The sequence below is a fragment of the Nostoc sp. UCD121 genome (assembly GCF_014222285.1).
Classification (GTDB): domain Bacteria; phylum Cyanobacteriota; class Cyanobacteriia; order Cyanobacteriales; family Nostocaceae; genus Nostoc.
This window is the reverse complement of record NZ_JACKZS010000036.1, coordinates 22,565-45,931: the sequence shown is the minus strand read 5'-3', so window position 1 is coordinate 45,931 and position 23,367 is coordinate 22,565. Positions and strand designations below refer to the sequence as shown.

Sequence of the window (23,367 nt, the reverse complement as noted above, 5' to 3'; positions counted from 1 at the left end):
AAAAGTACTATGGGGTCTAGCTTCTGGTGCTTTCTACTTTTATCTATCCTCATCAATATTTAGATGCGTTTGCCCTGCAATATATTTATAGTCTTGCTTTTTATTGACAACATCTAAAACTGAACGGATCGGCTGTTCAAAATAAACCCGTTTGTGGCGTTCTAATTCTTCTAATTCCACCTCTGCTTCTACTTGGTCACTTTCTCGCAGCCGTCTAAGATGTTCTTTAGGCAGTTCGTGAACTTGTGCTAAAACTTGATGAGTTTCCCGGACATTTTGAGCAGTAAAAATCCGCCATAATTTCAGTTCGTTATAGGCATAGCCGCTTGTATCTAAGCTATCTAATTTGAGATTGCCATAGCGTTCGCGGATTCCTTCTTGATATTTAACTAAATTAAAATCTACAATAACACCAGCAATTTCTTTTGTATTTATTTCAATATCAGACAAATTTTGTAATTCTAGAATATGGTGTAATTCTTTTGAATCTAAAAGGAGTTCTTGGACTTGTGTTAAATACTGTTCTGTAATTGATTGCCAGTTAAACTTAGATGGCAGAGGTTTTAATTGCAGCCTATTCCAACTATCTTCTAGGGTTTTAGCGTCTAGAGATTCACAATTAATATCAAAAGCCTGACCAAGAATTTCTGTAACCGACTTATCGCTGATAAATTTCTGGATGTCTTTGGTGTAGTCTTTAATCTCAGTTTCAGCAAGTTTGCAACGAACCTTTAACTGCTGCTGCATGAGTTGCAAAAATTCCTTTAACGCTTTACCAGCAGCAATTTCTATGTCTTCTTTCTTAAGTTTCGTTAAAATCTTGCCAGGGATGCTTTTTAATAAATCTTTAGCCCAATCTTTAGCAGCATCCTTGGCTAAGTCTTCCAGAATGGGTTTAAAAATCAACCCGGCGGCCTGAGTTACACCCCAAATAGCTAACCAGTCCAGCATAATACTCGCTTCTGTTGAGATTTTGACTACGAGTATATACACTAACTTGAGTAATGTTTCCAGATTTCAGGGTTATTGCCGAAATATCACAGGTATCTAAGAACCTCTCTCTAAATGTCTCTCCTAAAAGGCTACGGTGTACACACAAGTCTTCTAGAGTTGCGCCACAAGCTTTTGATCCCCCCAACCCCCCTTAAAAAGGGGGGCAAAAAGCTCTCAAAGTCCCCCTTCTTAAGGGGGATTTAGGGGGATATACGACGATTTTGGTTTTCTAGAAAGATGTGTGTACACCGTAGCCTAAATGGAGAGAGACTTTGAATTTTCTCCCTTCCCGCGCCGGGAAGGGGATTAGGTTTCGACTTGGTTTTTTAGATCAATTGCTAACTGCGCCTACGCAATTTTCCTGCACATTTACTCTAGCTATAACCATGAGATGCCGCTAATTATACCAAGAGATATGTGCGCTCAATTACCAAACGCATTTTACCAGGTTCAATCAATTCTTTGAGAAAAACCAAGTTTTGAGCGCTTATGGTTGTTCAAATACCAATTTGGCTTATTGATAGGGAAATAACGCTGTAATACCCTCTGTGCAAGCTCTTGTGCTAGGCGCAATGGTGATAATTACGTTGGTGTTGAAGACTATTTTAGTTGAAAAGAGCGATCGCTATGCCTTTCTTTGCAATTCTTGGTTCACCCATCTTTGCAGAGTTAGAAAAAATAGCGGTATATGTACTACATAAAGATATTTAACAAAGTGTTTTCAAAAACAAGTACCCTGAGTAATGTTTGTTCTGACTCTCGGAAAAATCGGCTAGCCGAGAGTTACGTGTCAGATACATCCCTACCAGGCTAGAGAAAAGTTAAGAATGGTTATGTTTTCCCTAAACCAAATACCAATGCTCAGACGCATATTATCTGCGTCGCTAGTTAGTTTAATCCCTTCAGTTGCTAGTTTAATATCCTTAGAGGTTTTTTCCCCCGCAGCGTTGGGCCAACCGCCTGCTGCGTCTGTTGAAACCAAGCTGAAAGTGCCTAGTAGCATGAACTATGCACCCTTCAATATTAACCGTTACTTGAAAGTACCCCCCAACTTCTCCATCGCTGTTTATGCTCGCATTAACAAAGCTCGCTTTATGGCAGTTGCTCCCAATGGGGATCTTCTAGTATCACAACCCAGTGGGAATAAAGTATTAATTGTCCGGCCAAATGGCAGCAAAGACCCAATTATTTCTGACTTCGTAACGGGTCTACGCAAGCCACACGACATTGTGTTTCATAAGATTAACAACACCACATACGTTTATATCTCTGAAACTCATCAAATTAACCGCTTTATCTACAACTCTGGAGACTTAACCGCAAAAAATCGTCAAATTGTTGTAACTGGTTTACCAGACAGCAGCACATCGGAACTCAAAGGCGCTTATGGTCACGAACTGAAAAACATCGCCCTTGATGCTAATCACAAACTGTATGTGTCCATTGCCTCTACTTGCAATGCCTGCAAGGAAGATACTGTTAGTAACCCAGTGCGTGGTGCAGTTTACCAGTACAACGCAGATGGAAGCAATCGGCGGCTGTTTGCCCAAGGCTTACGCAATGCCGAAGGATTAGCATTCTTGCCTAACACAAATGACCTTTGGGTAGTTGTTAATAATCGAGATAACATCGCCTATCCCTTCAACGATGGCAGTGGCAATTACGGTAAGATTATCCCTTCCTACGTGGACGACCACCCACCAGAGGAGTTTACGCGAGTCCGAGATGGCGGTAACTACGGTTGGCCATTTTGCAACCCCAATCCTGACACTTCAAATGGCGTGAACGATATGCCCTTTGACCGCGACTATCAGTTCAATGCTAATGGCAAGGTTAATTGCAATGCAATGGACAGGATTAGCAAGGGTATCCAAGCCCATTCCGCTCCCTTGGGACTAACATTCCTACAAAATACGAACTTTCCCAGCCAGTACTCAAATGGGGCAGTGACGGGGCTGCATGGTTCATGGAATCGACAGAAGAAAACGGGCTACAAAATAGCTTACTTTCCCTGGAACAATAGCAAAAAGGCTCCAGAGCAGGAGATGGATTTAGTCAACGGTTGGCTAGTTCCGGCAACACAAGAAATCTGGGGGCGACCCGTAGATATGGTAGTCGACCAACAAGGTAATTTGTTAATTTCAGATGATTATAGCGGCACTATCTACAAGCTCTCCTACACGCCGTCAGCAGTGGTTTCAGCAAAGGTGGTTAAGGTCTACAGAGATGGTAATTTTGCTGGTTCTTCCCAGTCTTTTCCTACAACTCCAGGAGTATACAAAGCCAACCAAGGTGGCTTAAAGGTTGTGGGAAACGACGCTATAAGCTCGTTAAGTGTACCATCAGGAACTGTAGTACGTGTCTGCCAACATGAAACTGGTGGTCGATGCCGTGAGTTTAGCGCTGGTGATTATAAATCCGTTGGGGCTGACTTCGATAACATGATCTCGTTTATAGAGGTCAAGTAGTACCACTCGCCTGATTTTAAATTTTTCCCCTTCCCGACGCGGGAAGGGGTTTAAGTTTTTTGCTAAGGTTTGTAATGAGCAATTCAGAAAATTCATTGCGATCGCTCAATCATGTTAGATTATAGTTTGTTGTTTCTCTTAAACACAAAATTCGACAGTTTCCTACCCATCTCCTCATTGCAGTCATCAAAGAAAAGAAGTAAAAAGTTAAGTTTTTTGAAAATGATATGCAGCAACACACCTATTTTCATTACCTCATATCGCTTATTAAACAAGGCTTACAACCACAATTGAATATCATTGTCAAAGCAAAAATTAAATAAATATGAATTGCATTTTTACCCTGAAAAAAATGATATGTTAGATACAGAATTGAATTTCGCACGTTTCTGGAGTAGAACGATGTAGACTACTCCAGTTTTTCACCCTCAAACCCTTGGCATTTAATGCTTTTGACGGAATCTGAGGGCAGTCTGAGTACACATTTAAATAACCCAAACCCAGTTACAAGTAGATTAAATTCCTTGCTGGGATTGGGTTTTGACTGAGTACAAAGAAATCCTGAACCCCTATCTATAAACACTAGAACCCCAACCAAAAAATACTAGAACCCCTACCTGAAAAAAACTTTTTTAATTCTTGTAATGCTTGAAGAATTAGGTTTTTTAGTATTTGAGTACAAAAGTAATAAATCCAATAAATTCTATCCTAGATAGACATATCGCCTAGCTTCAAGACGGCTGATATAAATCTTTTATCGCCAATCACTTAACGCTCTGAAACAAAACAAAGCGAAAAGTGAGTGGAGGGATGATATAGCACCATGCCTGAAGTGAAGAGAAGTCGCGGCTGTAAGCACAAATTCTACCCAAGAACCGAACGTTGACACACACCAGCCGAACATCAGATATCTATCGCCTGCCTGACTTGAAAACAAGTCGCCCTCACCCAAGGGTTTGCAGGCAGTGTGGAAGACGCGACTTCAATTCTGGGCATGAAAGAGTAGTAACAGCATCTCCCACAGTGGCAGCCGAGTCCACCGACCTTTTTGCGAAACTCAATGACATCAACGTCTACACGACTCCTCAACTCCAACGCTACGGAATCGCCAACCCAAGCAAAATCCGGTGATTGCGGCTGCGACAGCAACAGCAGCACCACCGTGGAAAGGGATGAAAAGCTCCAAGAACGTATTGCTAAACATCCCTGCTACAGCGAAGACGCTCATCACCACTACGCCCGGATGCACGTTGCAGTTGCACCAGCTTGCAACATTCAATGCAACTATTGCAACCGCAAATATGATTGCGCTAACGAAAGCCGTCCTGGAGTAGTTAGCGAATTGCTAACACCAGAAGAAGCTGCACATAAAGCTTTGGTCATTGGTGGTAAGATTCCCCAAATGACAGTTGTGGGAATTGCCGGCCCTGGCGACCCATTGGCGAACCCAGAAAAAACCTTCCGCACATTTGAGTTGATTGCAGCCCAAGCACCAGACATCAAGCTGTGTTTATCAACTAATGGTTTAATGCTGCCAGACTACATCGATCGCATTAAACAATTAAATATAGATCACGTGACGATCACCATTAACATGGTAGATCCAGAGATCGGTGCTAAGATTTATCCTTGGGTTCACTACAGACGCAAGCGTTATAGAGGTCTTGAAGGTGCAAAAATCCTCCACGAAAGACAGATGGAAGGATTGCAAGCCCTAAAAGATGCTGACATCTTGTGCAAAGTCAACTCCGTGATGATTCCCGGAATTAATGACCATCACTTGGTTGAAGTGAATCGAGTCATCCGTGAGAAAGGTGCATTCTTGCACAACATCATGCCATTGATTTCTGCACCAGAACATGGCACACACTTCGGTTTAATCGGTCAACGCGGCCCCACACCCAAAGAACTCAAAGAAGTTCAAGACAACTGCTCTGGTAACATGAAAATGATGCGTCACTGTCGCCAGTGCCGTGCCGATGCAGTCGGATTGTTGGGAGAAGACCGCAGCCAAGAGTTTTCCAAAGAGAAATTCTTGGAAATGGCTCCCGAATATGACATGGAACAACGCGCTACTGTTCACGAAGGAATTGAGAAGTTTAAAGAAGAACTTAAAGTAGCCAAAGATAAGGCGCTAGCTGGTAAGAAAATTGCCAATAGTCCGAAAGTTTTAGTTGCAGTAGCAACCAAAGGCGGCGGATTAGTTAACCAACACTTCGGTCATGCGAAAGAATTCCAAATTTACGAAGTGGGTGGTAATGAAGTTCGCTTTGTTGGTCATCGCAAAATTGACCAATACTGCCAAGGTGGATACGGCGAAGAAGCTTCCTTTGAGCATATTATGAAAGCGATCGCAGATTGCAAAGCAGTTTTAGTCTCCAAGATTGGTAACTGTCCTCAAGAAAAATTGCAAGAAGCTGGAATCAAGACTATTGAAGCTTACGACGTAATTGAAAAGGTTGCTTTAGAGTTCTACGAGCAATACGTTAAGGAATTAGGGAATAACGAATAGGGAATAGGTTACAGGGGACAGGGGAGAGATTATTACCTATCACCTGTCACCTGTAACCTCTCCCCTGACTCTAATGCCCCATTCCCCAAAAGGAGAATAAATCATGGCTTACAAAATTCTTACTAGCCAGTGTATTTCCTGCAATCTCTGTCTAACGGTATGTCCGACAAATGCAATTAAAGTGGTTGATGGACAGCACTGGATTGACCCTGAACTTTGTACAAACTGTATTGGTAGTATTCATACCGTGCCTCAGTGTAAAGCTGGTTGTCCCACTTGCGACGGTTGCGTTAAGCAGCCTAGTGATTATTGGGAAGGCTGGTTTACCAATTACAATCATGTAGTTGCTAAATTAACAAATAAACAAGATTACTGGGAACGTTGGTTTAAAACCTATTCTCAGAAATACTCTGAGCAGTTGCAAAAGCGTCAATCCCAAACAATGGGTTCTGAAGCTTAATTAAATAATTCCTAATTTGTAATTGAAGACAACAATGCAAAATAACTGCATCTATCTTGATAATAATGCTACCACTAAGGTAGACCCACAAGTTATAGAGGTAATGCTACCTTACCTCACAGATTATTACGGCAATCCCTCTAGTATGCATACCTTTGGTGGGCAAGTCGGTAAAGCAGTGAGAACAGCAAGAGAACAACTTGCAGCTATGCTGGGAGCCGATGAGTCAGAAATTGTCTACACAAGTTGCGGTACTGAGGGAGATAACGCGGCGATTCGAGCCGCACTGTTGGCGCAACCTGAAAAGCGCCACATCGTCACTACCCAAGTTGAACATCCAGCAGTACTCAATGTCTGCAAACAATTAGAAACCCAAGGTTATAGTGTTACCTATTTATCAGTAAATAATCAAGGACAGCTGGATCTAGATGAACTAGAAGCTTCCTTGACGGGTAACACCGCCCTGGTGACAATTATGTATGCTAATAATGAAACTGGGACGATTTTCCCGATTGAGCAAATTGGGTTGCGTGTCAAAGAGTATGGAGCTATCTTCCATGTAGATGCGGTGCAAGCAGTGGGAAAAATCCCCTTGAATATGAAGACTAGCACCGTAGATATGTTAACTCTGTCTGGTCACAAGCTACACGGGCCAAAAGGAATTGGTGCTTTGTATATCCGGCGCGGAGTTCGGTTCCGTCCCTTTATTCTTGGGGGACACCAAGAACGCGGACGCAGAGCGGGAACAGAGAATGTTCCAGCAATTATCGCCTTGGGCAAAGCTGCGGAACTAGAACTGTTACACTTAGAAGAAGCGATCGCAAGAGAAAGAAAACTGCGCGATCGCCTCGAACAAACTTTACTAGCTACAATTCCCGATTGTGTCGTTAACGGCGACGTTACGCAGAGATTGCCAAACACAACCAATATCGGCTTCAAGTATATTGAAGGTGAAGCAATTCTACTGTTATTGAACAAATACGGTATCTGTGCATCATCCGGTTCTGCTTGTACCTCCGGTTCTCTAGAACCCTCCCACGTCCTGCGGGCAATGGGCTTACCCTACACAACTTTGCACGGTTCAATTCGCTTCAGTCTTTGTCGCTACACCACAGAAGCCGAAATCGATCAAGTAATAGAGGTAATGCCCAGTATTGTAGAACGTTTACGCGCCCTCTCACCCTTCAAAAATGATGATGCAGGTTGGTTGCAAGGACAAGAACAAGCACTGGCGCATCGTTAATTAGGGAATAGGTTACAGGTTACAGGGAATAATCTGTTCCCTATCACCTGTCACCTGTCCCCTAACCTCACTCAGCACTTACTACTCAGCACTCGGAACTTAATATGTGGGATTACACCGATAAAGTATTAGAACTGTTTTACGATCCCAAAAATCAGGGAGAAATTGAAGAAACGGGCGAAGTTGGAGTTAAGGTTGCAACGGGCGAAATCGGCAGCATTGCTTGCGGTGATGCTCTGAGATTGCACCTGAAAGTGGAAGTAGAATCTGATAAGATTCTAGATGCTCGGTTTCAAACCTTTGGTTGTACTAGTGCGATCGCATCTTCTAGTGCATTAACCGAAATGGTCAAAGGTTTAACCTTAGATGAAGCTTTAAAAGTGTCCAATAAAGACATTGCAGATTACCTGGGTGGTTTGCCAGAAGCAAAGATGCATTGCTCTGTCATGGGACAAGAAGCGCTAGAAGCCGCTATCTATAATTATCGTGGCATACCTCTCGCTACCCACGATGATGATGATGAAGGCGCGTTAGTTTGCAGTTGCTTTGGCATCAGCGAATCTAAAATCCGTCGCGTGATTCTAGAAAATCATCTCACGGATGCTGAACAAGTAACAAATTATGTAAAAGCTGGTGGCGGATGCGGTTCCTGTCTGGCGAACATTGATGATATTATTAGATCAGTTCAACAGGAATACGCCACACCTGCTCTCAACAATTACGGCGTAAAAGTTGCCACAGAAATTGTTACGTCTAAAGAGCGATCGCTAACAAACGTCCAAAAGATTGCTCTAATTCAAAAGGTTCTCGATGAAGAAGTCAGACCCGTACTCATTGCAGATGGGGGAGATGTAGAACTCTATGATGTAGAAGGCGATCGCGTTAAAGTTGTCCTGCAAGGTGCTTGCGGTTCCTGTTCTAGTAGTACAGCAACTCTGAAAATTGCGATCGAAGCCAGATTACAAGATCGTGTCAGCAAGAGCCTTGTAGTCGAAGCAGTTTAGGAATGGCTGTAGGACTTAACGTATTCTACAAATACGCTCTAATATGCATTCAGCCAGGAACAGAAAGTAGGATTTGAACCATATAATTGTCTCCACATCAATGCTTCAATCCTACCGACAACCGATAGCTAAATTAGCTATGACGGCTAACAGCATATAGGCTTCATAGATTAAGCGCCTACTTGCAAATTTCATCATCCAACTCGCTTCAAAGGAACAGGATATGAGCACATTGTACGACAACATTGGTGGACAACCAGCTATTGAACAAGTAGTAGATGAACTCCACAAACGCATTGCCACAGACAGCACTCTCAACACATTTTTTGCTGGTACAGATATGGCAAAGCAACGCAATCATCTAGTTGCTTTCTTAGGTCAAATATTTGAAGGGCCTAAGCAATACGGCGGTCGTCCAATGGACAAAACCCACGCTGGAATGAATCTACAGCAACAACACTTCGATGCGATCGCCAAGCATCTCGGCGAAGCAATGGCTGTGCGTGGAGTGTCAGCAGAAAACACCAAAGCTGCACTAGATCGCGTCACAAATATGAAGGGCGCTATTTTGAACAAGTAATAGGACTTATGCATTGATTGTTGACAAATAACAACATCAAGTCCTATCGAATCTTGCAAGCTGAAACACATTATGACGTATTTGTAAATTGCGTATTTTTCTTTGTTCTTTGTCAAAAAATGGCAAAGGACAAAGGACAAAAAACCAAAAGAAAAAAATTTTAACGAGGAAGATCGATGAACTTACTGTCAATAATTTTGGCTGTGGAGCGATCGCCCCCAGCAGGCATTTATGCCAACGCTACCAACGATGCTCTACACGCGCTCACTACTGTCGCTCAACTGGCGTGAACGCAACTGACAAACGCACAGACCCACCAACCAACCAATTGCAGGGAAACACGAACAATGACAGAAGAAAAGATTAGACAGATAGCTTTCTACGGTAAAGGCGGTATCGGTAAATCTACCACCTCTCAAAACACCTTAGCAGCTATGGCAGAAATGGGTCAACGCATCCTCATCGTCGGTTGCGACCCTAAAGCTGACTCCACCCGTTTGATGCTGCACAGCAAAGCTCAAACAACCGTTCTTCACCTCGCCGCAGAACGTGGTGCAGTAGAAGATATCGAAATCGAAGAAGTAATGTTAACCGGTTTCCGTAACGTTCGTTGCGTAGAATCTGGTGGGCCAGAACCCGGTGTAGGTTGCGCCGGTCGTGGTATCATCACCGCCATCAACTTCTTAGAAGAAAATGGTGCTTACCAAGACCTAGACTTCGTATCTTACGACGTATTAGGTGACGTTGTGTGTGGTGGTTTCGCAATGCCTATCCGCGAAGGTAAGGCACAAGAAATCTACATCGTTACATCTGGTGAAATGATGGCGATGTACGCTGCTAACAACATCGCTCGTGGTGTTCTTAAGTATGCTCACACCGGTGGCGTGCGTTTGGGTGGTTTGATTTGTAACAGCCGTAACACAGACCGAGAAATCGAATTGATCGAAACCTTGGCAAAACGGTTGAACACCCAAATGATTCACTACGTACCCCGTGACAACATTGTTCAACACGCAGAATTGCGCCGCATGACTGTTAACGAGTACGCACCAGAAAGCAACCAAGCTAACGAATATCGCACATTGGCTACCAAGATCATCAACAACACAAACCTGTCTATTCCTACACCCATCGAAATGGAAGAACTAGAAGAATTGTTGATTGAATTTGGTATTCTCGAAAGCGAAGAAAATGCTGCCAAGTTAGTTGGTCAGACTCACGCTTAGTCTAAGTAGCCGCTAAAAAATAACGATTTAGCACAAGGAAAAAGGAAGAGTTCCATATCTTACCTTTTCCTCTCTCTCTTGCATCTCTCCCCTAATCTTAGAGGGGACTCCTAGTCCCCCTATGCCCCGATCCTTACGAGTCACAGAGGCTAAATATGACACCTCCAGAAAATCAAAACATCATCGAAGAAAGAAAAGAACTAATTAAAGAAGTTCTCAGTGCTTACCCAGACAAAGCTGCTAAAAAGCGCGAAAAGCACTTAAGTGTATACGAAGAAGGTAAGTCCGATTGCGGCGTTAAATCTAACATCAAATCCCTTCCTGGGGTAATGACCGCTCGTGGTTGTGCTTACGCCGGTTCTAAAGGTGTGGTTTGGGGCCCTATTAAGGACATGATCCACATCAGCCACGGGCCTGTAGGTTGCGGTTACTGGTCTTGGTCTGGTCGTCGTAACTACTACATTGGAACCACAGGTATTGATACCTTTGGTACCATGCACTTCACCTCCGACTTCCAAGAAAGAGATATCGTTTTCGGCGGTGACAAGAAACTTGTCAAGCTCATCCAAGAACTTGATGTACTTTTCCCCCTCAACCGTGGTGTTTCCATTCAATCAGAATGCCCCATCGGTCTAATCGGGGATGACATCGAAGCAGTTGCTCGGAAGACATCGAAAGAAATTGGCAAGCCAGTTGTACCTGTGCGTTGCGAAGGCTTCCGGGGTGTTTCCCAATCTTTGGGACACCACATTGCTAACGACATGGTTCGTGACTGGGTTTTCACCAGATCCGACCAAGCTAAGAAAGACGGTACACTCAAGTTTGAAGGTACTCCTTATGATGTAGCCATCATTGGTGACTACAACATCGGTGGAGATGCTTGGGCTAGCCGCATCCTGTTAGAAGAAATCGGCTTGCGCGTAGTCGCTCAGTGGTCTGGTGATGGCACCATCAACGAAATGTTGATGACCCCCAATGTGAAGATGAACCTCATCCACTGTTATCGGTCGATGAACTACATCAGCCGTCACATGGAAGAAGCTTATGGTATACCCTGGTTGGAATACAACTTCTTCGGCCCCACCAAGATTGCTGAATCTTTACGGGAAATCGCTTCCAAGTTTGACGAAACAATCCAAGCAAACGCTGAGAAAGTTATCGCCAAATATCAGCCCACAATGGATGCGGTAATTGCTAAGTATCGCCCCCGCTTGGATGGTAAAACTGTAGCCATCATGGTTGGTGGTCTACGTCCTCGCCACGTTGTCCCAGCTTTCCTAGACTTGGGCATGAAGATGATTGGTACAGGTTATGAGTTCGCTCATAATGACGATTACAAACGTACCACTCACTACATCGAAAACGGCACCATCGTTTATGACGACGTTACCGCTTACGAATTTGAGGAATTTATCAAAGCGCTGAAGCCTGACCTAGTTGCTTCTGGTGTGAAAGAGAAGTACGTCTTCCAAAAGATGGGTCTTCCTTTCCGTCAAATGCACTCTTGGGATTACTCCGAACCTAGCGATGCCTACGGCGGGCTACGCGCCAACGCTCCTCAACATCATATAATACAAGGTTTTTTCGTGGCGAGAGAAAAAAGAGCCTATTTCTAGCCTAAATACCAGTTGCAGCGTTATCTAAGAACAATCTGTTTTGATGCTTGAGACAGTATAACTCTTATGGAGTGTGGTTTTTAGATTTGAAAAGCATTTTGCTCAAAGAAAAACTGTAAAAAAAAGGACTATTTTAAATGATGATTTTTTAGATTAAATGCGCTGCAATGCAATTGTTGTACTGCTGTATGTACGACATCAGCATATTAGCTGATTTTTTTTAGTTCAACATCTTCCACTCCTTGCTCCATTAAAGTATTCCATATTTCCGAAAATTTATGCAACTCAGAAGCATCTTCCGTTCTCCAATAATTAGGAGAGCTTACTGATATATCTACCAATGATTTCTCACTCCAAAATCTTAAAACATAAATTTCATCACTGATAGCTTGATACCTCTTGGGCTTAAATTCTTCGTACCACTTCCTAGCACGAGATGCTAATTGTTGTGGTAGTTCATCATTTATCCAAGTATCCCACCACGTATTAACACCTTCACGACAATAATCATATTCTTGATCAATTACTTCTCCTTGCTGGTTTAATTTAAGAGTGAATCTTTGGTGATTAAAATAGCCATCTTTGAAGAGAGAAAAACTGTGTTTGTAGAACTTACTTCTAAATACTACTTAAATAGCAAGTAGATTAATACAATTTTGACAAATACCGTCATACTTATCAGTACTGAAATACAAAGTTATTCTTGGTATACAGTACATACAACAATATGCAGAATTTAAGTCGCTCATATCAATTACCAGTGCATAAAAAGGAGTCAGAATTCAGAATTGATATAATAGTATACTAGAGATTGTGTGTGAGATGGACAAGAAGTAGACTGTTGTTGCGATGTCTACGACGAGCTGTTCGGTGTCGCATAAAACCATGCAATCCTCAATTAACAATCCGGTTATTTTGCTGAAATCCTGATGGTAGTGTAGTTAATAAAACTAATTTACGAGATAGTGCGATCGCCTTTAAAGATTATGTGTGATATTCATAAGAAGTAGTCCCTTGGATCGATTCCCCAACTTGACAACATAGCACTGCATATATGTAGATGATATGTGCGATGTACAGAATAATGCACAGAATTTAGATATCGCTCTGAGTGGCGATTGCGATCGTTCAATACTGAACCTGTATTATCAACTAGATGGATTGGCAACTCCCACGAACCCACATTTTGTAATACAACTTTGCAAAATTAGGAAGACCCGCTACTAACCCCATTCGAGATACAATATTGATGTATTGTGTTTTTTAACCCTAGAAGGAAACTTATGGCAAAAATAAAAAACAATGCACAGCTAACTTTCAACCAAGTTGAATTTGAAGAACTCTGTGATGCAGAAATGGAATGGGTGATGGGAGGGGCATCGTTGGCTTCAGTGCCTCAATTTCAAGTGTCGCAGTTCCAAGTGCCGCAGTTCCAACTTCCTCAATTTGAATTCCAGCTGCCTCAATTTGAATTCCAACTGCCCGAGTTCCAAATGCCGCAGTTCCAACTGCCCAAGTTCCAAATGCCCGAATTTAATTAGTCTATGCTTCACTTGCCTGAACTTTGATTTCAGCAATTTGTCACTAACTCTCATACTTAGGGCTTAAATCGTACCTTCAATAGCATCAAAATCATAAGGCTCGATAAACTTCAATCAACTTCTGTCACTTTCGGCGTTCTGTACTTAGTATTGTTTTCAAAGCAATTGCTCCAAAGGTATGTAATTGACTAATTTTCGACAGCACTATCCCCAGAATCAAAATTGGTTTGGAGAAGAGCTATAGGCGATGTCTACGACGGGCTACGCCTAAGCAACACCGATAGATAACATTTGCTATATTCAATTATTAGCGAGAAGTTGTAGCTCAATACACTTGAGGCACAAAAAATTGCTCATTACGAGGAGCGCGAACATAATCCTCAGCCACAGGTCTAGACGGAAGCTCTAAGGGAGGCGGTGTCATGTCTTCGTAAGGAACTTTGCTCAACAAATGATGAATGCAGTTGAGCCGCGCCCGTCTTTTATCATCTGCTTCAATTGTAAACCAGGGGGCTTCGGGAATATTCGTGTAAGCAAACATGGTATCTTTTGCTTTGGAGTATTCTACCCAGCGATCGCGTGATTCCAAATCCATTGGGCTAAGTTTCCAGCGCCTTGCTGGATCGTGACTGCGAGAAAGAAAGCGTTTCTCTTGTTCTTCATCGCTGACGGAGAACCAGTACTTGATTAAAACAATGCCCGATCGCACCAGCATTCGTTCAAATTCCGGGCAAGATTGCATGAATTCTTGATATTCTGCTTCGGTGCAAAAATCCATCACCCGTTCAACTCCAGCTCGATTGTACCAACTGCGATCGAAGAGGACAATTTCGCCTGCTGTCGGAAGATGTTGCACATACCTCTGAAAATACCACTGAGTTTTCTCGCGATCAGAAGGAGTTCCCAGAGCAACTACACGACAGCCACGAGGATTAAGTGGATCGGCAATGCGTTTAATTACTCCTCCTTTGCCGGCAGCATCGCGCCCTTCAAATATAACGACAACCCGATAGCCAGTGTGCTTAATCCAGTATTGCATTTTGACTAGCTCAATCTGGAGTTTCTCTAGTTCAGTGTCAAAAGTCTTTTTAGGAATTTTCTTGGCAAAAGCTTCTGTGCTACCATCAAAAATCCGTTTGGATTTTTTAGCTTTTTTCTTGTCTTTTGCCTTTACTAGCTTTTCTATTAAGTCTGTAGAGGGTTGAACTAGACCATTATTTTGATTTTGTTGGTTTTCAACTTCATCAATTGACATCGCACTGACTCCATGCCATTGATTCGGCATAATTAAAGTTTATCTATGAAGTATAACTTAGATAAGCATTTTTCTCTTTCTATTCTGCTCCTATTTCACCTGCTATCTATTAGTGAGGCTTTGAAATGAAAATAGTATTAGCTGTCATTATTTTGCCTAATTTCTCGTTCAATAATATCTTTAATAAATTCAGGTATTTCTTTGTTTAATCTTACTGTTTGTTGTTTTAATTTTTCATAACTTTCAATATTATCCCCTTGCCACATAAGGTCTATCCTCCTAACTTGTTGCATCGCAACATGCGTGTAGCTTTCTGGATACGCCCAGTAGCATGATAAGCAAATAGATTTGTCTTTTATAGTTTTCCAATTTTCACAATGCTCACATGACCAAGATTTTGCTCGATTAGCAGAACCACAAAGTAACATAAAGCTTTCAGCTTCTAGCTCTGGCTCTCCATCAACTTCAAAAGGAACGCGGTGATCAATTTGCAATTCGCGCTTATCAACTTTCTCTAAGTAGATGAAGCATTTACAGCCATATTTATCGATCAATTCATCTTTCAACTGCTTGGACAAGCCCGTTCTACCCGATAGCCTAGAAAATCTAGCCTTGCTGATATCTCCAAATCTATAAGCGGCTATTCTTCTGCCATCACTTCCTGTAACGCGGAAGGTTTCTAAAGGAATTCCATGTTCTCGAACATCTCTAGCTGCTCTAGGAGGATGATTGTAGCCGTACCTTTGTTTCAACTCTTCTGTTGTGACAAAACCATATTGCAAGATATGATCGATCACAGCTTTTGGCCTTTTGGCGGTTACTAAGCGACAAAGTTGTATGAAATCATCGGGTAAAAGAGGCTGCTGTTGAGAACTGTCCATGCCGTTTCAAAAGAGGAATTTGTTTATGTGCCTTGATAATATAGCTCTCCAAATCTAAGTTGCGATCGCGCAATAAACTTGGAGATAAGTACAAAGACTCTACTGTAATTTCTTGTCTACCTAATAATGTTGCTTGGGACGATCGCCCGACTTCAATTTCAATTTTCTTTAGTCCTAATTCTTCAGGTAATCCGTTACCGAAGATTTTATTTCCTCGTTTGCCATCATAACTAACTACAAACGAGGTTCCTTTTTGATTTAACTCTTTGAGAGCTAAAACAAAATTATCAAAATTAATACCAGAAGAATATCTTGAATCTTTATTACCGCATACACCTTGATATGGGGGATCTATATAGACAAAATCACTATTCCTAACTTCAGCTAGAACATCTCTATAATCCAAGTATGTAAATCTACATTTACCTTTCAGAAGCCTAGAAACTCCTTCTATATTTTTCCTCATTTTCTCAGGTTGGGTTCCCTTTCGCCTTTTATCAGGACTTTGATTAAACAACCCTTTAGAGTTATACCGTACAGCGCCTTTTACACATCTAGCCAACAAATATAGAAAAACTTTTGGATTGTTACTTTTATTAAATTTATCTCTAGCTTCATAAAAATGTTTTACAGAATCCTCTTGCTGTTCATTCCATATCTCTGCATACGCATTTGATATTTCGTCTGGTTTCTCTACAATCAATTCCACTAGTTCAACTAAAGGTTTATTTAGATCGTTAATCCAAAATTTTTGAGAAATCCCTTTAGAAGATGCTGCGATACTAATTGCAGCAGTTCCTGAAAATGGCTCTACCAGCCTTTCCACTGTATTTGGTAGAAATCTGAGAATGTCTGAAGCTAGATTTCTCTTACTACCTTGATATTGAATTGGATGCGGGAGACTAGTCATCTCAAATAAAGAACAAATTATTTAATAACTTTATCACGGGAATAGAACAATTGAAGCAAAATTATTATGCTAACAAAAGCTGCGCTTTCATTGTGTTTGAAATAGCCAATAGCGAAAAGCGATTGCAAATAATAAATCGGCACATCTAACAAACGCGGTAATTAATGCTAGATAACTCAACACTTGGTTTACGCGATCGCTTGTAATAACTAAATCATTGCGGATTCATCCGAATCAAGTCTGTTAAAATACTATCTAAGCTGCCGTTAACTTGAATGCGATCGATTTTCTCTGCAATACGCTCTAATACTTCGAGTTCTTTTAGACGCAATGCGACGGGGTTATCCTCCATCACTTTGGCAGTGTTTAGCATACTGCGGGTAGCAGCAGTTTCTTCTCTACGTCTGACTACATTTGCTTGAGCAGTTTTTTCTGCCTCCACTACTTTGCTCAAGATAGCCTTAATCTCACCAGGTAAAATAATATCTTTGACACCTACAGAATCTACTTCAATTCCATAGTCTGCGGCTTTCTGACGGATGTATTCAGAGATACTTCTATCAATTGCACCTTTATCTTCTAATAAAGCATCTAAGTTGCGTTCGCCAACTGCACCACGCAAAGCAAACTGTAATTCTTTGTATAAGAACCCGGAAATATCTGACAATCCGTTTTTTGCTCTCAATGGGTCTTGGATGCGGAAGCCAGCAGTTAAATTCAAGCGCAGAGGTACTTTATCCTTTGAGAGGATATCTTGACCGGATACTTCCATATTTTGGAGTCTCAAGTCGATGGTTTCGGTTTGAAAAGAGCGGCCAAATAACCACCAAGCATGTACCCCTGGCGATCGCAATCCTTGAAACTCTTGATTAATGTATACTAGTCCAACGTGTTGCGCGGGAACTTGGCAAATATGCAAACAGTTGCGACTGAGCAATTTAACTTCTGTTGAACCTTCAACCAATTCAGCTACTAAGTGAGGCTGTAACTGAGCATCTGCGTTGATGTCGAGAATCTCCACTGCAACACCCTGCCAAAATAACTTGCGGCTGGTAGGTGGCAAAATAGAAATCACTTTCCCTCGATATCGCACAATTGCAACTTGCGAAGTCTGTAATTGCACGGTTTGACAGTAGGCAGCAATAAAATCGGGATGTTTTTCAATGAGTACATCTTCCAGGGGAAAGTCTGGGTTAGGGATAATCCGGCTGAGAGTTCGGACGGTAACATCTCTATCTACCGACCAAAAAGCATACTCTCCTGGTTCTAGAGGTCGCACAAAATTATTTTGCAGATATAGTAAACCAATCTCCGACTCTGAGATTTGGAACTTCTTCACTCCATTCAACGCAACTGAGCGCAATTGCTGTACAAAGTAACTAGGTAATTCCCAGCTTTCTTCCAAATTGAAGAGATGAGACTCGACCTCAATAAAACCACGCCAAAAGGCAATCAATTTATTTGGTGCAACGCTTGCCCAATTCTGACCGTAGCGGACTAATGCAACTTGATTGAATGTAGTTCTGATAATCAATAAATGTTCTTGTAGTTCGGCTTCATGATTTCGCAACAACAGTTCTAGGTTTTCAATTTGAGCTAGGGGCTGATTGAGGTCATGAATTTTTAGTTGCCAATGGCGACCAAAATATGTGTGTGTACCGGGCTGCAAAATTTTCTTGAAGTCACTGCGGTGATATAAGATGCCGATTTCGTTAGGTTTGATATAAAACGTTTCCCACATAGTGATTTGCATAAATAATTTGTGTGATAGCTTAAGTAAGCTAGGCGATTCCAACTAGCTAAGAAGATTTGCTCAAGACATTTATAACCTTCCTTGAACTCAAATACCACCCATTTTCTTACAGCTTAAATACTAGAGTTCTTGGAGGTTGCAACCTTGGAGAAAAAGCCTAAAGGATTAATTTTAGCTACTTGTATTACTTTAAGCTACAAAAAATTTTTGTACTCTGCAAGTGCAAGTGTTGACAGTTTAGGTGTGGGCAAAAGCTTCTCCAAAGCTGGATTAAGATTGCTGTTGCTTTTCTTCGACTGCTCAATGGCAATCTACAAAAAGAGAACAGCGCTCAAATATACCGTTCGCTTGCCAATGTAGAATCTCGAAGAAAAACTAGATGTAGAAAACGAAGGGACATACTCAAGTTAGGGAGAAATGCAGTTGCGCTTGCTCCTTGACTGTGGCTAGCGAACATCATCCTTACGAATAATGACCGATAGTAGAACACTTGCACCGCAGAGTTGAGAAAATGAGGGGTCTCGAATCTGTTAAGATTCGTACCATATTGGCTACCTTTACAGGGTAGTGTCTTTTGACCCGGACAGGGTTGGGTGAAAGTATAGGAATTGAACCTACAACACATCGATTATGAGTCGATTGCTCTAACCAGTTGAGCTAACTTCCTGGGGTTTGATACAGGATTTGAACCTGTGACGCATCGATTATGAGTCGATCGCTCTACCAACTGAGCTAATCAAACGATGGTATAGTTTAAAGCACTCGGCGGCATACGCTTATATCAGAGATTGGCGCACCAGTTAGGCTTATAGAACCTAAACTATAGCTTTGTAAGCTTATTACTATTCCGCTCCAAATTTAGCATATAGAAATTGTGAGGTGCTACAACTACGCCCATCGTAAATATCGCCTCAATTCATTCTTGTAACTCAGTCTGGGAAAGCTAAACCAGTCATGGGGTCACGAATATACAACCCTAGTGTGAGACTACGCATCGCTTCATCCCAAACGGGTATTAATTGTTCTGCTTGATCTGCCCAATAATCGAATGTAATTAAGCATTGAACATTCGACCCCAAACCAATGCAAGTCCGAGAAAAAGCTTCACGTGGTTCTTCTTGAACATCAATGAACTTCATCTCTGTCCAGACAATTCTAGCGGTTTGGCGCTTGATGGTAACAATTTCTCCCCTAGCAATGATTTTGCGGCTGTCGTCTTCCATCACTTTTTTTAATGTAGATTTTAGTGGAAACTGGCTCCAGTCATTGGGTGGGAGACGATTGAAAGATACTTCTAGACAGCAATCATCGTTAGGCGGTTTTTTATCGAGGAATTTGAAAGATTTGTCTTGTGGCTCAAGAATCCAATCCTGGGGAACATTGAAGCGAACAGCGCCTCTATCTGCTACAAATATTTTGTAACCTGATGGAGATTCCCAACGATGGTCAGGTTTTAGTTCAAGCGTTTCTTTTATCCACTGAAGATTGCTTTTTTTACGCTTTGCCATAGGGTTTCTGCATTTCCTGCTAAAGAGAGCAATGTGGAATAGCCCATCGTAGACATTGCCCTTTTTGTTAATGTTATCAAATTGCTAGGATTTTGAATAACTATTATATTAAATTCATAATATTTTAGGGATTTTATATCAAGGAATCCAAGGTAAATGTAACGTTGTGATTAAAGTTTCAGCTTTTAGCATTAAAATCTTAGCCGCAGTGTTCATGGTTATGGATCATGTGTGCTATTTACTAATGCCTGAGTTCAGAATTTTGCACTTTATTGGACGATTGAGTTTTCCCCTGTTTGCATGGCTTCTGGCTAAAGGCGAAAAACACACCCAAAATGTATACCGCTATGGGAGCAGACTATTAATTACAGCAATTATATCTCAGCCTATTTATAGTGTTGTTTTTCAGAGTTTATCACTTAATATTCTCTACACGCTTGTTCTTGGACTTGTGATGTTGCGCTTAATAAGGCGTTATTCGGAATTATGGCAGCAAGTAATAATTATTGGATTGAGTGCAGCAGTTGCCGAGAGTTTGGGTGTTGAATATGGAGCTTATGGGATTGGAGTAATTTTCTTGATGTCTCTAACAGACAAACTTAAGCCTAGTGTATGGTTGCTCTGCTGGTGCATATTTGAGTTTATTTTAGGAACTTTATTTATCCGTAATATATTTCAATATTGGGCAATTTTTGCAGGATTCATTGTTTTTCAATTCAATGGTAAACAAGGTTCACGAGCTAGATGGTTTTATCTGTTCTACCCGGCTCATTTAATTATTTTAGGTATCATAAATTATCTAATACATTCCAGATATATCAATCCGCTTTGATTTTTCTTCGCGCAGCGTGGCGTAGCCATAATTATTTGAGTAAGAGGCAATAGTCAACAAACCTCTTTGATTTGTACTTAATTTTTTCAAATATCAAATATGTGTCCCTTACGCGTCTCCCCTTCTCCCATTCGTGAGAGGCTAGCGCCAAGGGAGAAGCAAGTGGCATTTGAGGAACGAAACCCAACATTTTCGGGGCTTTTTTGGGTTGCGCTTGGCTACCAGAGTGGCGTAGAGAACGCAGAAAAAATAAAGAGGGATTTTCGCCAATGATTTAGGATTGCTATAGATGCTATAGCAATCCTAAATCATTAATATCTTTCTTTAGAGAGATATATTTCCCTCAAAAAAGATTAAAAACATATAAACTTAAAAAATAATAGTATATATATTTAATTCAATGATATTCATTAGATAAATCTTAGTCTTTTGTTAACGTTTACCAGCTATGATGCCAGAGTAGCGAATCATAATAATTTGCATTTAGATATCTAGGGATAATTGTGTCATTCAAAAAAAAGCCCTAGATTTATCTTCCAAGCTACAAAATGTAGCCGAAAGTAACTATTCAACAGGTCAATCTTTAAGGTAACAAGCATGAATTATACTATCGAGTCTGCACGCAATATTTTCTCTAGCACTCAAGTGGCAGATGCTGTTCCAGCCACTACAGCAATGTTTGCTGAACTCAACATTGACGATCAATTAGCATTTCTCTGGTATGCCTACGCTGAACTAGGTCGTACAATTACTCCAGCGGCTCCTGGAAAAGCAAATCTCCAATTAATGGAAGGTATATTCAACGATATTAAGCGGATGTCTCATGAAGAACAAACGCAATTAATGAGAGATTTAGCAAGTAATGCTGACACTTCTATCAGCCGTTCTTATGCATATTTTGGTGTCAACGCCAAGCTAGGATTTTGGTGGCAGTTAGGAGAGTGGATGAAAGAGGGTATCGTCGCTCCTATGCCAGTTGGCTATCAAATGTCACCTCAAGTTAAAGCAGTGCTAGAAGCTGTTCAGAAAATCGATCAGAGTCAGCAAATTACTGTACTACGCAACACTGTAGTAAATATGGGGTTTGATCCGTCTCTGGCTGATAAAAAACAGGCACAAATAAACTTTAAGTTCCCACGTACATCCTTAAGTCCCCAATTTACTATTGAGGGAGTTACAGAACCAACAGTGCTGAAATACATTGAAGCTATGAATGCAGATAACTTTGAAGCTGCTGTTGCTTTATTTGCTAACAATGGTGCGTTGCAACCACCTTTCCAAAAACCAATTGTTGGTCGAGAAGCAATCACTGCCTACTTACGAGATGAGGGACAAGGGTTAGTGATGAAGCCAACTAAAGGCGTTTCGGAAACTATCGAAGATGGTTATACACAGCATAAAGTTACTGGTACAGTCGAAACTCCTTGGTTTGGAGGTAATGTTGGGATGAACATTGCTTGGCGATTTTTACTCGATCCTCAAGGTCAAATTTACTTCGTGGCTATTGACTTACTTGCTTCTCCCAAGGAACTGCTTAACCTAACTCGCAAGTAATATTTCTTTGCCTTAGTACAAGATCATCAAATAAAATTTCAATCCATGCTCGGTTCACCTAAAACCGAGCTTTAGTCATGTTTTAGCAATTTCTTGCAGTTGTTTGGATTGCTCCCTTTAGGCACTATGTTTTGCGATCGCACTACCATCACAACGATCGAAACTAGCCATTGCAGCCCAAAAATATAGATAAAGTCAAATTTAGTTAGCAAAAGCAGCTTTTACTTATTCAAACCCCAGTTTGCTTTCTCATTTCGGTGTTTTCCGCAAGCAAAAGCAGCTTTTACTTATTCAAACCCCAGTTTGCTTTCTCATTTTGGTGTTTTCCGCAAGCAAAAGCAGCTTTTACTTATTCAAACCCCAGTTTGCTTTCTCATTTAAGTAGTTCGCGTAATCTGCTGTAATTATCTCTGTGTAGCAAAAAGTATTGCAGATTTGCCGGAATTCTCTCAGGCTGATCAATACGGAAGTTCTTTAAGGTAAAGAATATTAACCGTACTGTATTATAAGGTGTAGATCATGGCTCGGAGAAAAAGAACTTCCGCAGTGTTAGAAAGAGCAGTGCGTCGTGCAGCTAGCATAAACTCAATTGATCCAAGTTTAGATTTAGGCAATGGACTCACTTTACCTGCCTTCTCAACCCTGATCGAAATGATGCGAACTAAAGAAAATGCCTATAACAGTGCCCTTTCCAGCTTGGATAAATTGTACCGTGAAATGCTGGAGACAGAAGACAAGTTGGGAGATATGACAGAACACATGTTAATGGCAGTTGGGACTCGGTATGGCAAAAGCAGTGTGGAATACGGTATGGCGGGAGGAGTCCCTAAAAGCCAGCGTCATAAGGGATTGCGAGGCGAGTCGCTAACTGCCAGTAATGAGCAACCTTCATTTGTTGCCAGTGTGGAGGGCAAGAATGGAAAGACAGCAGCGACAATTTAGGATGTGCATTATTACTCAAAATATTGTCAAGCCCAAATAATTGCATAGATGTAAAGCGATATTATGGTGCGTTGCACTTTACGGCGAAG

Annotated in this window: 19 protein-coding genes and 2 tRNA genes; 13 read left to right on the top strand and 8 right to left on the bottom strand. The window is 41.4% G+C overall.

Features of this window, described 5'->3' with window-relative positions; all coding sequences use genetic code 11:
• Positions 1-39: 39 nt before the first annotated feature.
• A complete protein-coding gene (locus GNF10_RS10670) occupies positions 40-951 on the bottom strand; it encodes a hypothetical protein (protein WP_260445888.1) in 912 nt (303 codons plus the stop codon).
• An 899-nt stretch (positions 952-1,850) separates the two neighbouring features.
• Between GNF10_RS10670 and GNF10_RS10665 the strand changes: the two genes are divergently transcribed.
• The 10 genes from GNF10_RS10665 (at position 1,851) to GNF10_RS10625 (ending at position 13,643) form a co-directional block, all read left to right on the top strand.
• Entirely contained in the window at positions 1,851-3,461 is a 1,611-nt protein-coding gene (locus GNF10_RS10665; protein ID WP_260446293.1) for a sorbosone dehydrogenase family protein, read from the top strand.
• A gap of 882 nt (positions 3,462-4,343) precedes the next feature.
• Positions 4,344-4,592 (top strand): hypothetical protein, encoded by a 249-nt coding sequence (locus GNF10_RS37835; protein WP_221644640.1) that lies wholly within the window; start codon positions 4,344-4,346, stop codon positions 4,590-4,592.
• The gene (nifB, locus tag GNF10_RS10660) at positions 4,522-5,973 is read left to right on the top strand and encodes a nitrogenase cofactor biosynthesis protein NifB (protein ID WP_185586208.1); all 1,452 of its coding nucleotides are present in this window, start codon (positions 4,522-4,524) and stop codon (positions 5,971-5,973) included. Before GNF10_RS37835 ends, nifB begins: the two co-directional genes overlap by 71 nt.
• A 103-nt stretch (positions 5,974-6,076) precedes the next feature.
• Positions 6,077-6,433 carry a 4Fe-4S binding protein gene (locus GNF10_RS10655; RefSeq protein ID WP_185586209.1) on the top strand — a complete coding sequence of 119 codons (357 nt, stop codon included), beginning with the start codon at positions 6,077-6,079 and terminating at the stop codon, positions 6,431-6,433.
• 34 nt (positions 6,434-6,467) lie between these two features.
• The gene (gene nifS, locus GNF10_RS10650; RefSeq protein WP_185586210.1) at positions 6,468-7,676 is read left to right on the top strand and encodes a cysteine desulfurase NifS; all 1,209 of its coding nucleotides are present in this window, start codon (positions 6,468-6,470) and stop codon (positions 7,674-7,676) included.
• A 104-nt stretch (positions 7,677-7,780) separates the two neighbouring features.
• The gene (nifU, locus tag GNF10_RS10645) at positions 7,781-8,680 is read left to right on the top strand and encodes a Fe-S cluster assembly protein NifU (RefSeq protein ID WP_185586211.1); all 900 of its coding nucleotides are present in this window, start codon (positions 7,781-7,783) and stop codon (positions 8,678-8,680) included.
• Positions 8,681-8,903: 223 nt separating this feature from the next.
• Positions 8,904-9,260, top strand: coding sequence for a group 1 truncated hemoglobin (locus GNF10_RS10640; protein ID WP_185586212.1), 357 nt, complete (start codon positions 8,904-8,906; stop codon positions 9,258-9,260).
• 347 nt (positions 9,261-9,607) lie between these two features.
• The gene (nifH, locus tag GNF10_RS10635) at positions 9,608-10,486 is read left to right on the top strand and encodes a nitrogenase iron protein (protein WP_185586213.1); all 879 of its coding nucleotides are present in this window, start codon (positions 9,608-9,610) and stop codon (positions 10,484-10,486) included.
• Positions 10,487-10,641: 155 nt separating this feature from the next.
• On the top strand, positions 10,642-12,102 hold the full coding sequence (gene nifD, locus GNF10_RS10630) for a nitrogenase molybdenum-iron protein alpha chain (protein WP_260445892.1): 1,461 nt from the start codon (positions 10,642-10,644) through the stop codon (positions 12,100-12,102).
• A gap of 1,283 nt (positions 12,103-13,385) precedes the next feature.
• Positions 13,386-13,643, top strand: a complete 258-nt coding sequence (locus GNF10_RS10625) for a hypothetical protein (protein ID WP_185586214.1) — start codon at positions 13,386-13,388, stop codon at positions 13,641-13,643.
• 325 nt (positions 13,644-13,968) lie between these two features.
• Here the strand turns inward: GNF10_RS10625 and ppk2 are convergent, their stop codons facing one another.
• The 7 genes from ppk2 to GNF10_RS10590 all read right to left on the bottom strand — a co-directional run bounded on the left by ppk2 (position 13,969) and on the right by GNF10_RS10590 (position 19,950).
• Entirely contained in the window at positions 13,969-14,928 is a 960-nt protein-coding gene (gene ppk2 / locus GNF10_RS10620; protein WP_260445893.1) for a polyphosphate kinase 2, read from the bottom strand.
• A 107-nt stretch (positions 14,929-15,035) separates the two neighbouring features.
• Positions 15,036-15,695, bottom strand: coding sequence for an HNH endonuclease (locus tag GNF10_RS10615; RefSeq protein ID WP_311774147.1), 660 nt, complete (start codon positions 15,693-15,695; stop codon positions 15,036-15,038).
• 46 nt (positions 15,696-15,741) lie between these two features.
• Positions 15,742-16,689 (bottom strand): DNA adenine methylase, encoded by a 948-nt coding sequence (locus GNF10_RS10610; RefSeq protein WP_185586216.1) that lies wholly within the window; start codon positions 16,687-16,689, stop codon positions 15,742-15,744.
• A gap of 214 nt (positions 16,690-16,903) precedes the next feature.
• On the bottom strand, positions 16,904-18,430 hold the full coding sequence (locus tag GNF10_RS10605) for a slipin family protein (RefSeq protein WP_185586217.1): 1,527 nt from the start codon (positions 18,428-18,430) through the stop codon (positions 16,904-16,906).
• 602 nt (positions 18,431-19,032) lie between these two features.
• Positions 19,033-19,109, bottom strand: a tRNA-Ile gene (locus GNF10_RS10600).
• Positions 19,109-19,184 (bottom strand) — tRNA-Met (locus GNF10_RS10595). The genes GNF10_RS10600 and GNF10_RS10595 overlap by 1 nt, the downstream gene beginning before the upstream one ends.
• A gap of 187 nt (positions 19,185-19,371) precedes the next feature.
• Positions 19,372-19,950 carry a hypothetical protein gene (locus tag GNF10_RS10590; protein WP_185586218.1) on the bottom strand — a complete coding sequence of 193 codons (579 nt, stop codon included), beginning with the start codon at positions 19,948-19,950 and terminating at the stop codon, positions 19,372-19,374.
• Positions 19,951-20,116: 166 nt separating this feature from the next.
• Between GNF10_RS10590 and GNF10_RS10585 the strand changes: the two genes are divergently transcribed.
• The 3 genes from GNF10_RS10585 (at position 20,117) to GNF10_RS10575 (ending at position 23,278) form a co-directional block, all read left to right on the top strand.
• Positions 20,117-20,782: a TraX family protein gene (locus GNF10_RS10585; protein WP_185586219.1), complete on the top strand. Its 666-nt coding sequence runs from the start codon at positions 20,117-20,119 to the stop codon at positions 20,780-20,782.
• Positions 20,783-21,379: 597 nt separating this feature from the next.
• Positions 21,380-22,336 carry an orange carotenoid protein N-terminal domain-containing protein gene (locus GNF10_RS10580; protein WP_185582303.1) on the top strand — a complete coding sequence of 319 codons (957 nt, stop codon included), beginning with the start codon at positions 21,380-21,382 and terminating at the stop codon, positions 22,334-22,336.
• Between the two features lie 519 nt (positions 22,337-22,855).
• Positions 22,856-23,278 (top strand): hypothetical protein, encoded by a 423-nt coding sequence (locus tag GNF10_RS10575; protein ID WP_185582302.1) that lies wholly within the window; start codon positions 22,856-22,858, stop codon positions 23,276-23,278.
• Positions 23,279-23,367: the final 89 nt, after the last annotated feature.

Bases quoted from the DNA above. Each gene is read 5' to 3' on its own strand.
- nifH (WP_185586213.1), top strand. From the start codon at position 9,608: ATGACAGAAGAAAAGATTAGACAGATAGCTTTCTACGGTAAAGGCGGT.
- nifB (WP_185586208.1), top strand. From the start codon at position 4,522: ATGACATCAACGTCTACACGACTCCTCAACTCCAACGCTACGGAATCG.
- ppk2 (WP_260445893.1), bottom strand. From the start codon at position 14,928: ATGCCGAATCAATGGCATGGAGTCAGTGCGATGTCAATTGATGAAGTT.
- GNF10_RS10575 (WP_185582302.1), top strand. From the start codon at position 22,856: ATGGCTCGGAGAAAAAGAACTTCCGCAGTGTTAGAAAGAGCAGTGCGT.
- GNF10_RS10580 (WP_185582303.1), top strand. From the start codon at position 21,380: ATGAATTATACTATCGAGTCTGCACGCAATATTTTCTCTAGCACTCAA.
- GNF10_RS10665 (WP_260446293.1), top strand. From the start codon at position 1,851: ATGCTCAGACGCATATTATCTGCGTCGCTAGTTAGTTTAATCCCTTCA.
- GNF10_RS10640 (WP_185586212.1), top strand. From the start codon at position 8,904: ATGAGCACATTGTACGACAACATTGGTGGACAACCAGCTATTGAACAA.
- nifD (WP_260445892.1), top strand. From the start codon at position 10,642: ATGACACCTCCAGAAAATCAAAACATCATCGAAGAAAGAAAAGAACTA.
- GNF10_RS10590 (WP_185586218.1), bottom strand. From the start codon at position 19,950: ATGGCAAAGCGTAAAAAAAGCAATCTTCAGTGGATAAAAGAAACGCTT.
- GNF10_RS10655 (WP_185586209.1), top strand. From the start codon at position 6,077: ATGGCTTACAAAATTCTTACTAGCCAGTGTATTTCCTGCAATCTCTGT.
- GNF10_RS10625 (WP_185586214.1), top strand. From the start codon at position 13,386: ATGGCAAAAATAAAAAACAATGCACAGCTAACTTTCAACCAAGTTGAA.
- nifS (WP_185586210.1), top strand. From the start codon at position 6,468: ATGCAAAATAACTGCATCTATCTTGATAATAATGCTACCACTAAGGTA.
- GNF10_RS10610 (WP_185586216.1), bottom strand. From the start codon at position 16,689: ATGACTAGTCTCCCGCATCCAATTCAATATCAAGGTAGTAAGAGAAAT.
- GNF10_RS10670 (WP_260445888.1), bottom strand. From the start codon at position 951: ATGCTGGACTGGTTAGCTATTTGGGGTGTAACTCAGGCCGCCGGGTTG.
- GNF10_RS10605 (WP_185586217.1), bottom strand. From the start codon at position 18,430: ATGTGGGAAACGTTTTATATCAAACCTAACGAAATCGGCATCTTATAT.
- nifU (WP_185586211.1), top strand. From the start codon at position 7,781: ATGTGGGATTACACCGATAAAGTATTAGAACTGTTTTACGATCCCAAA.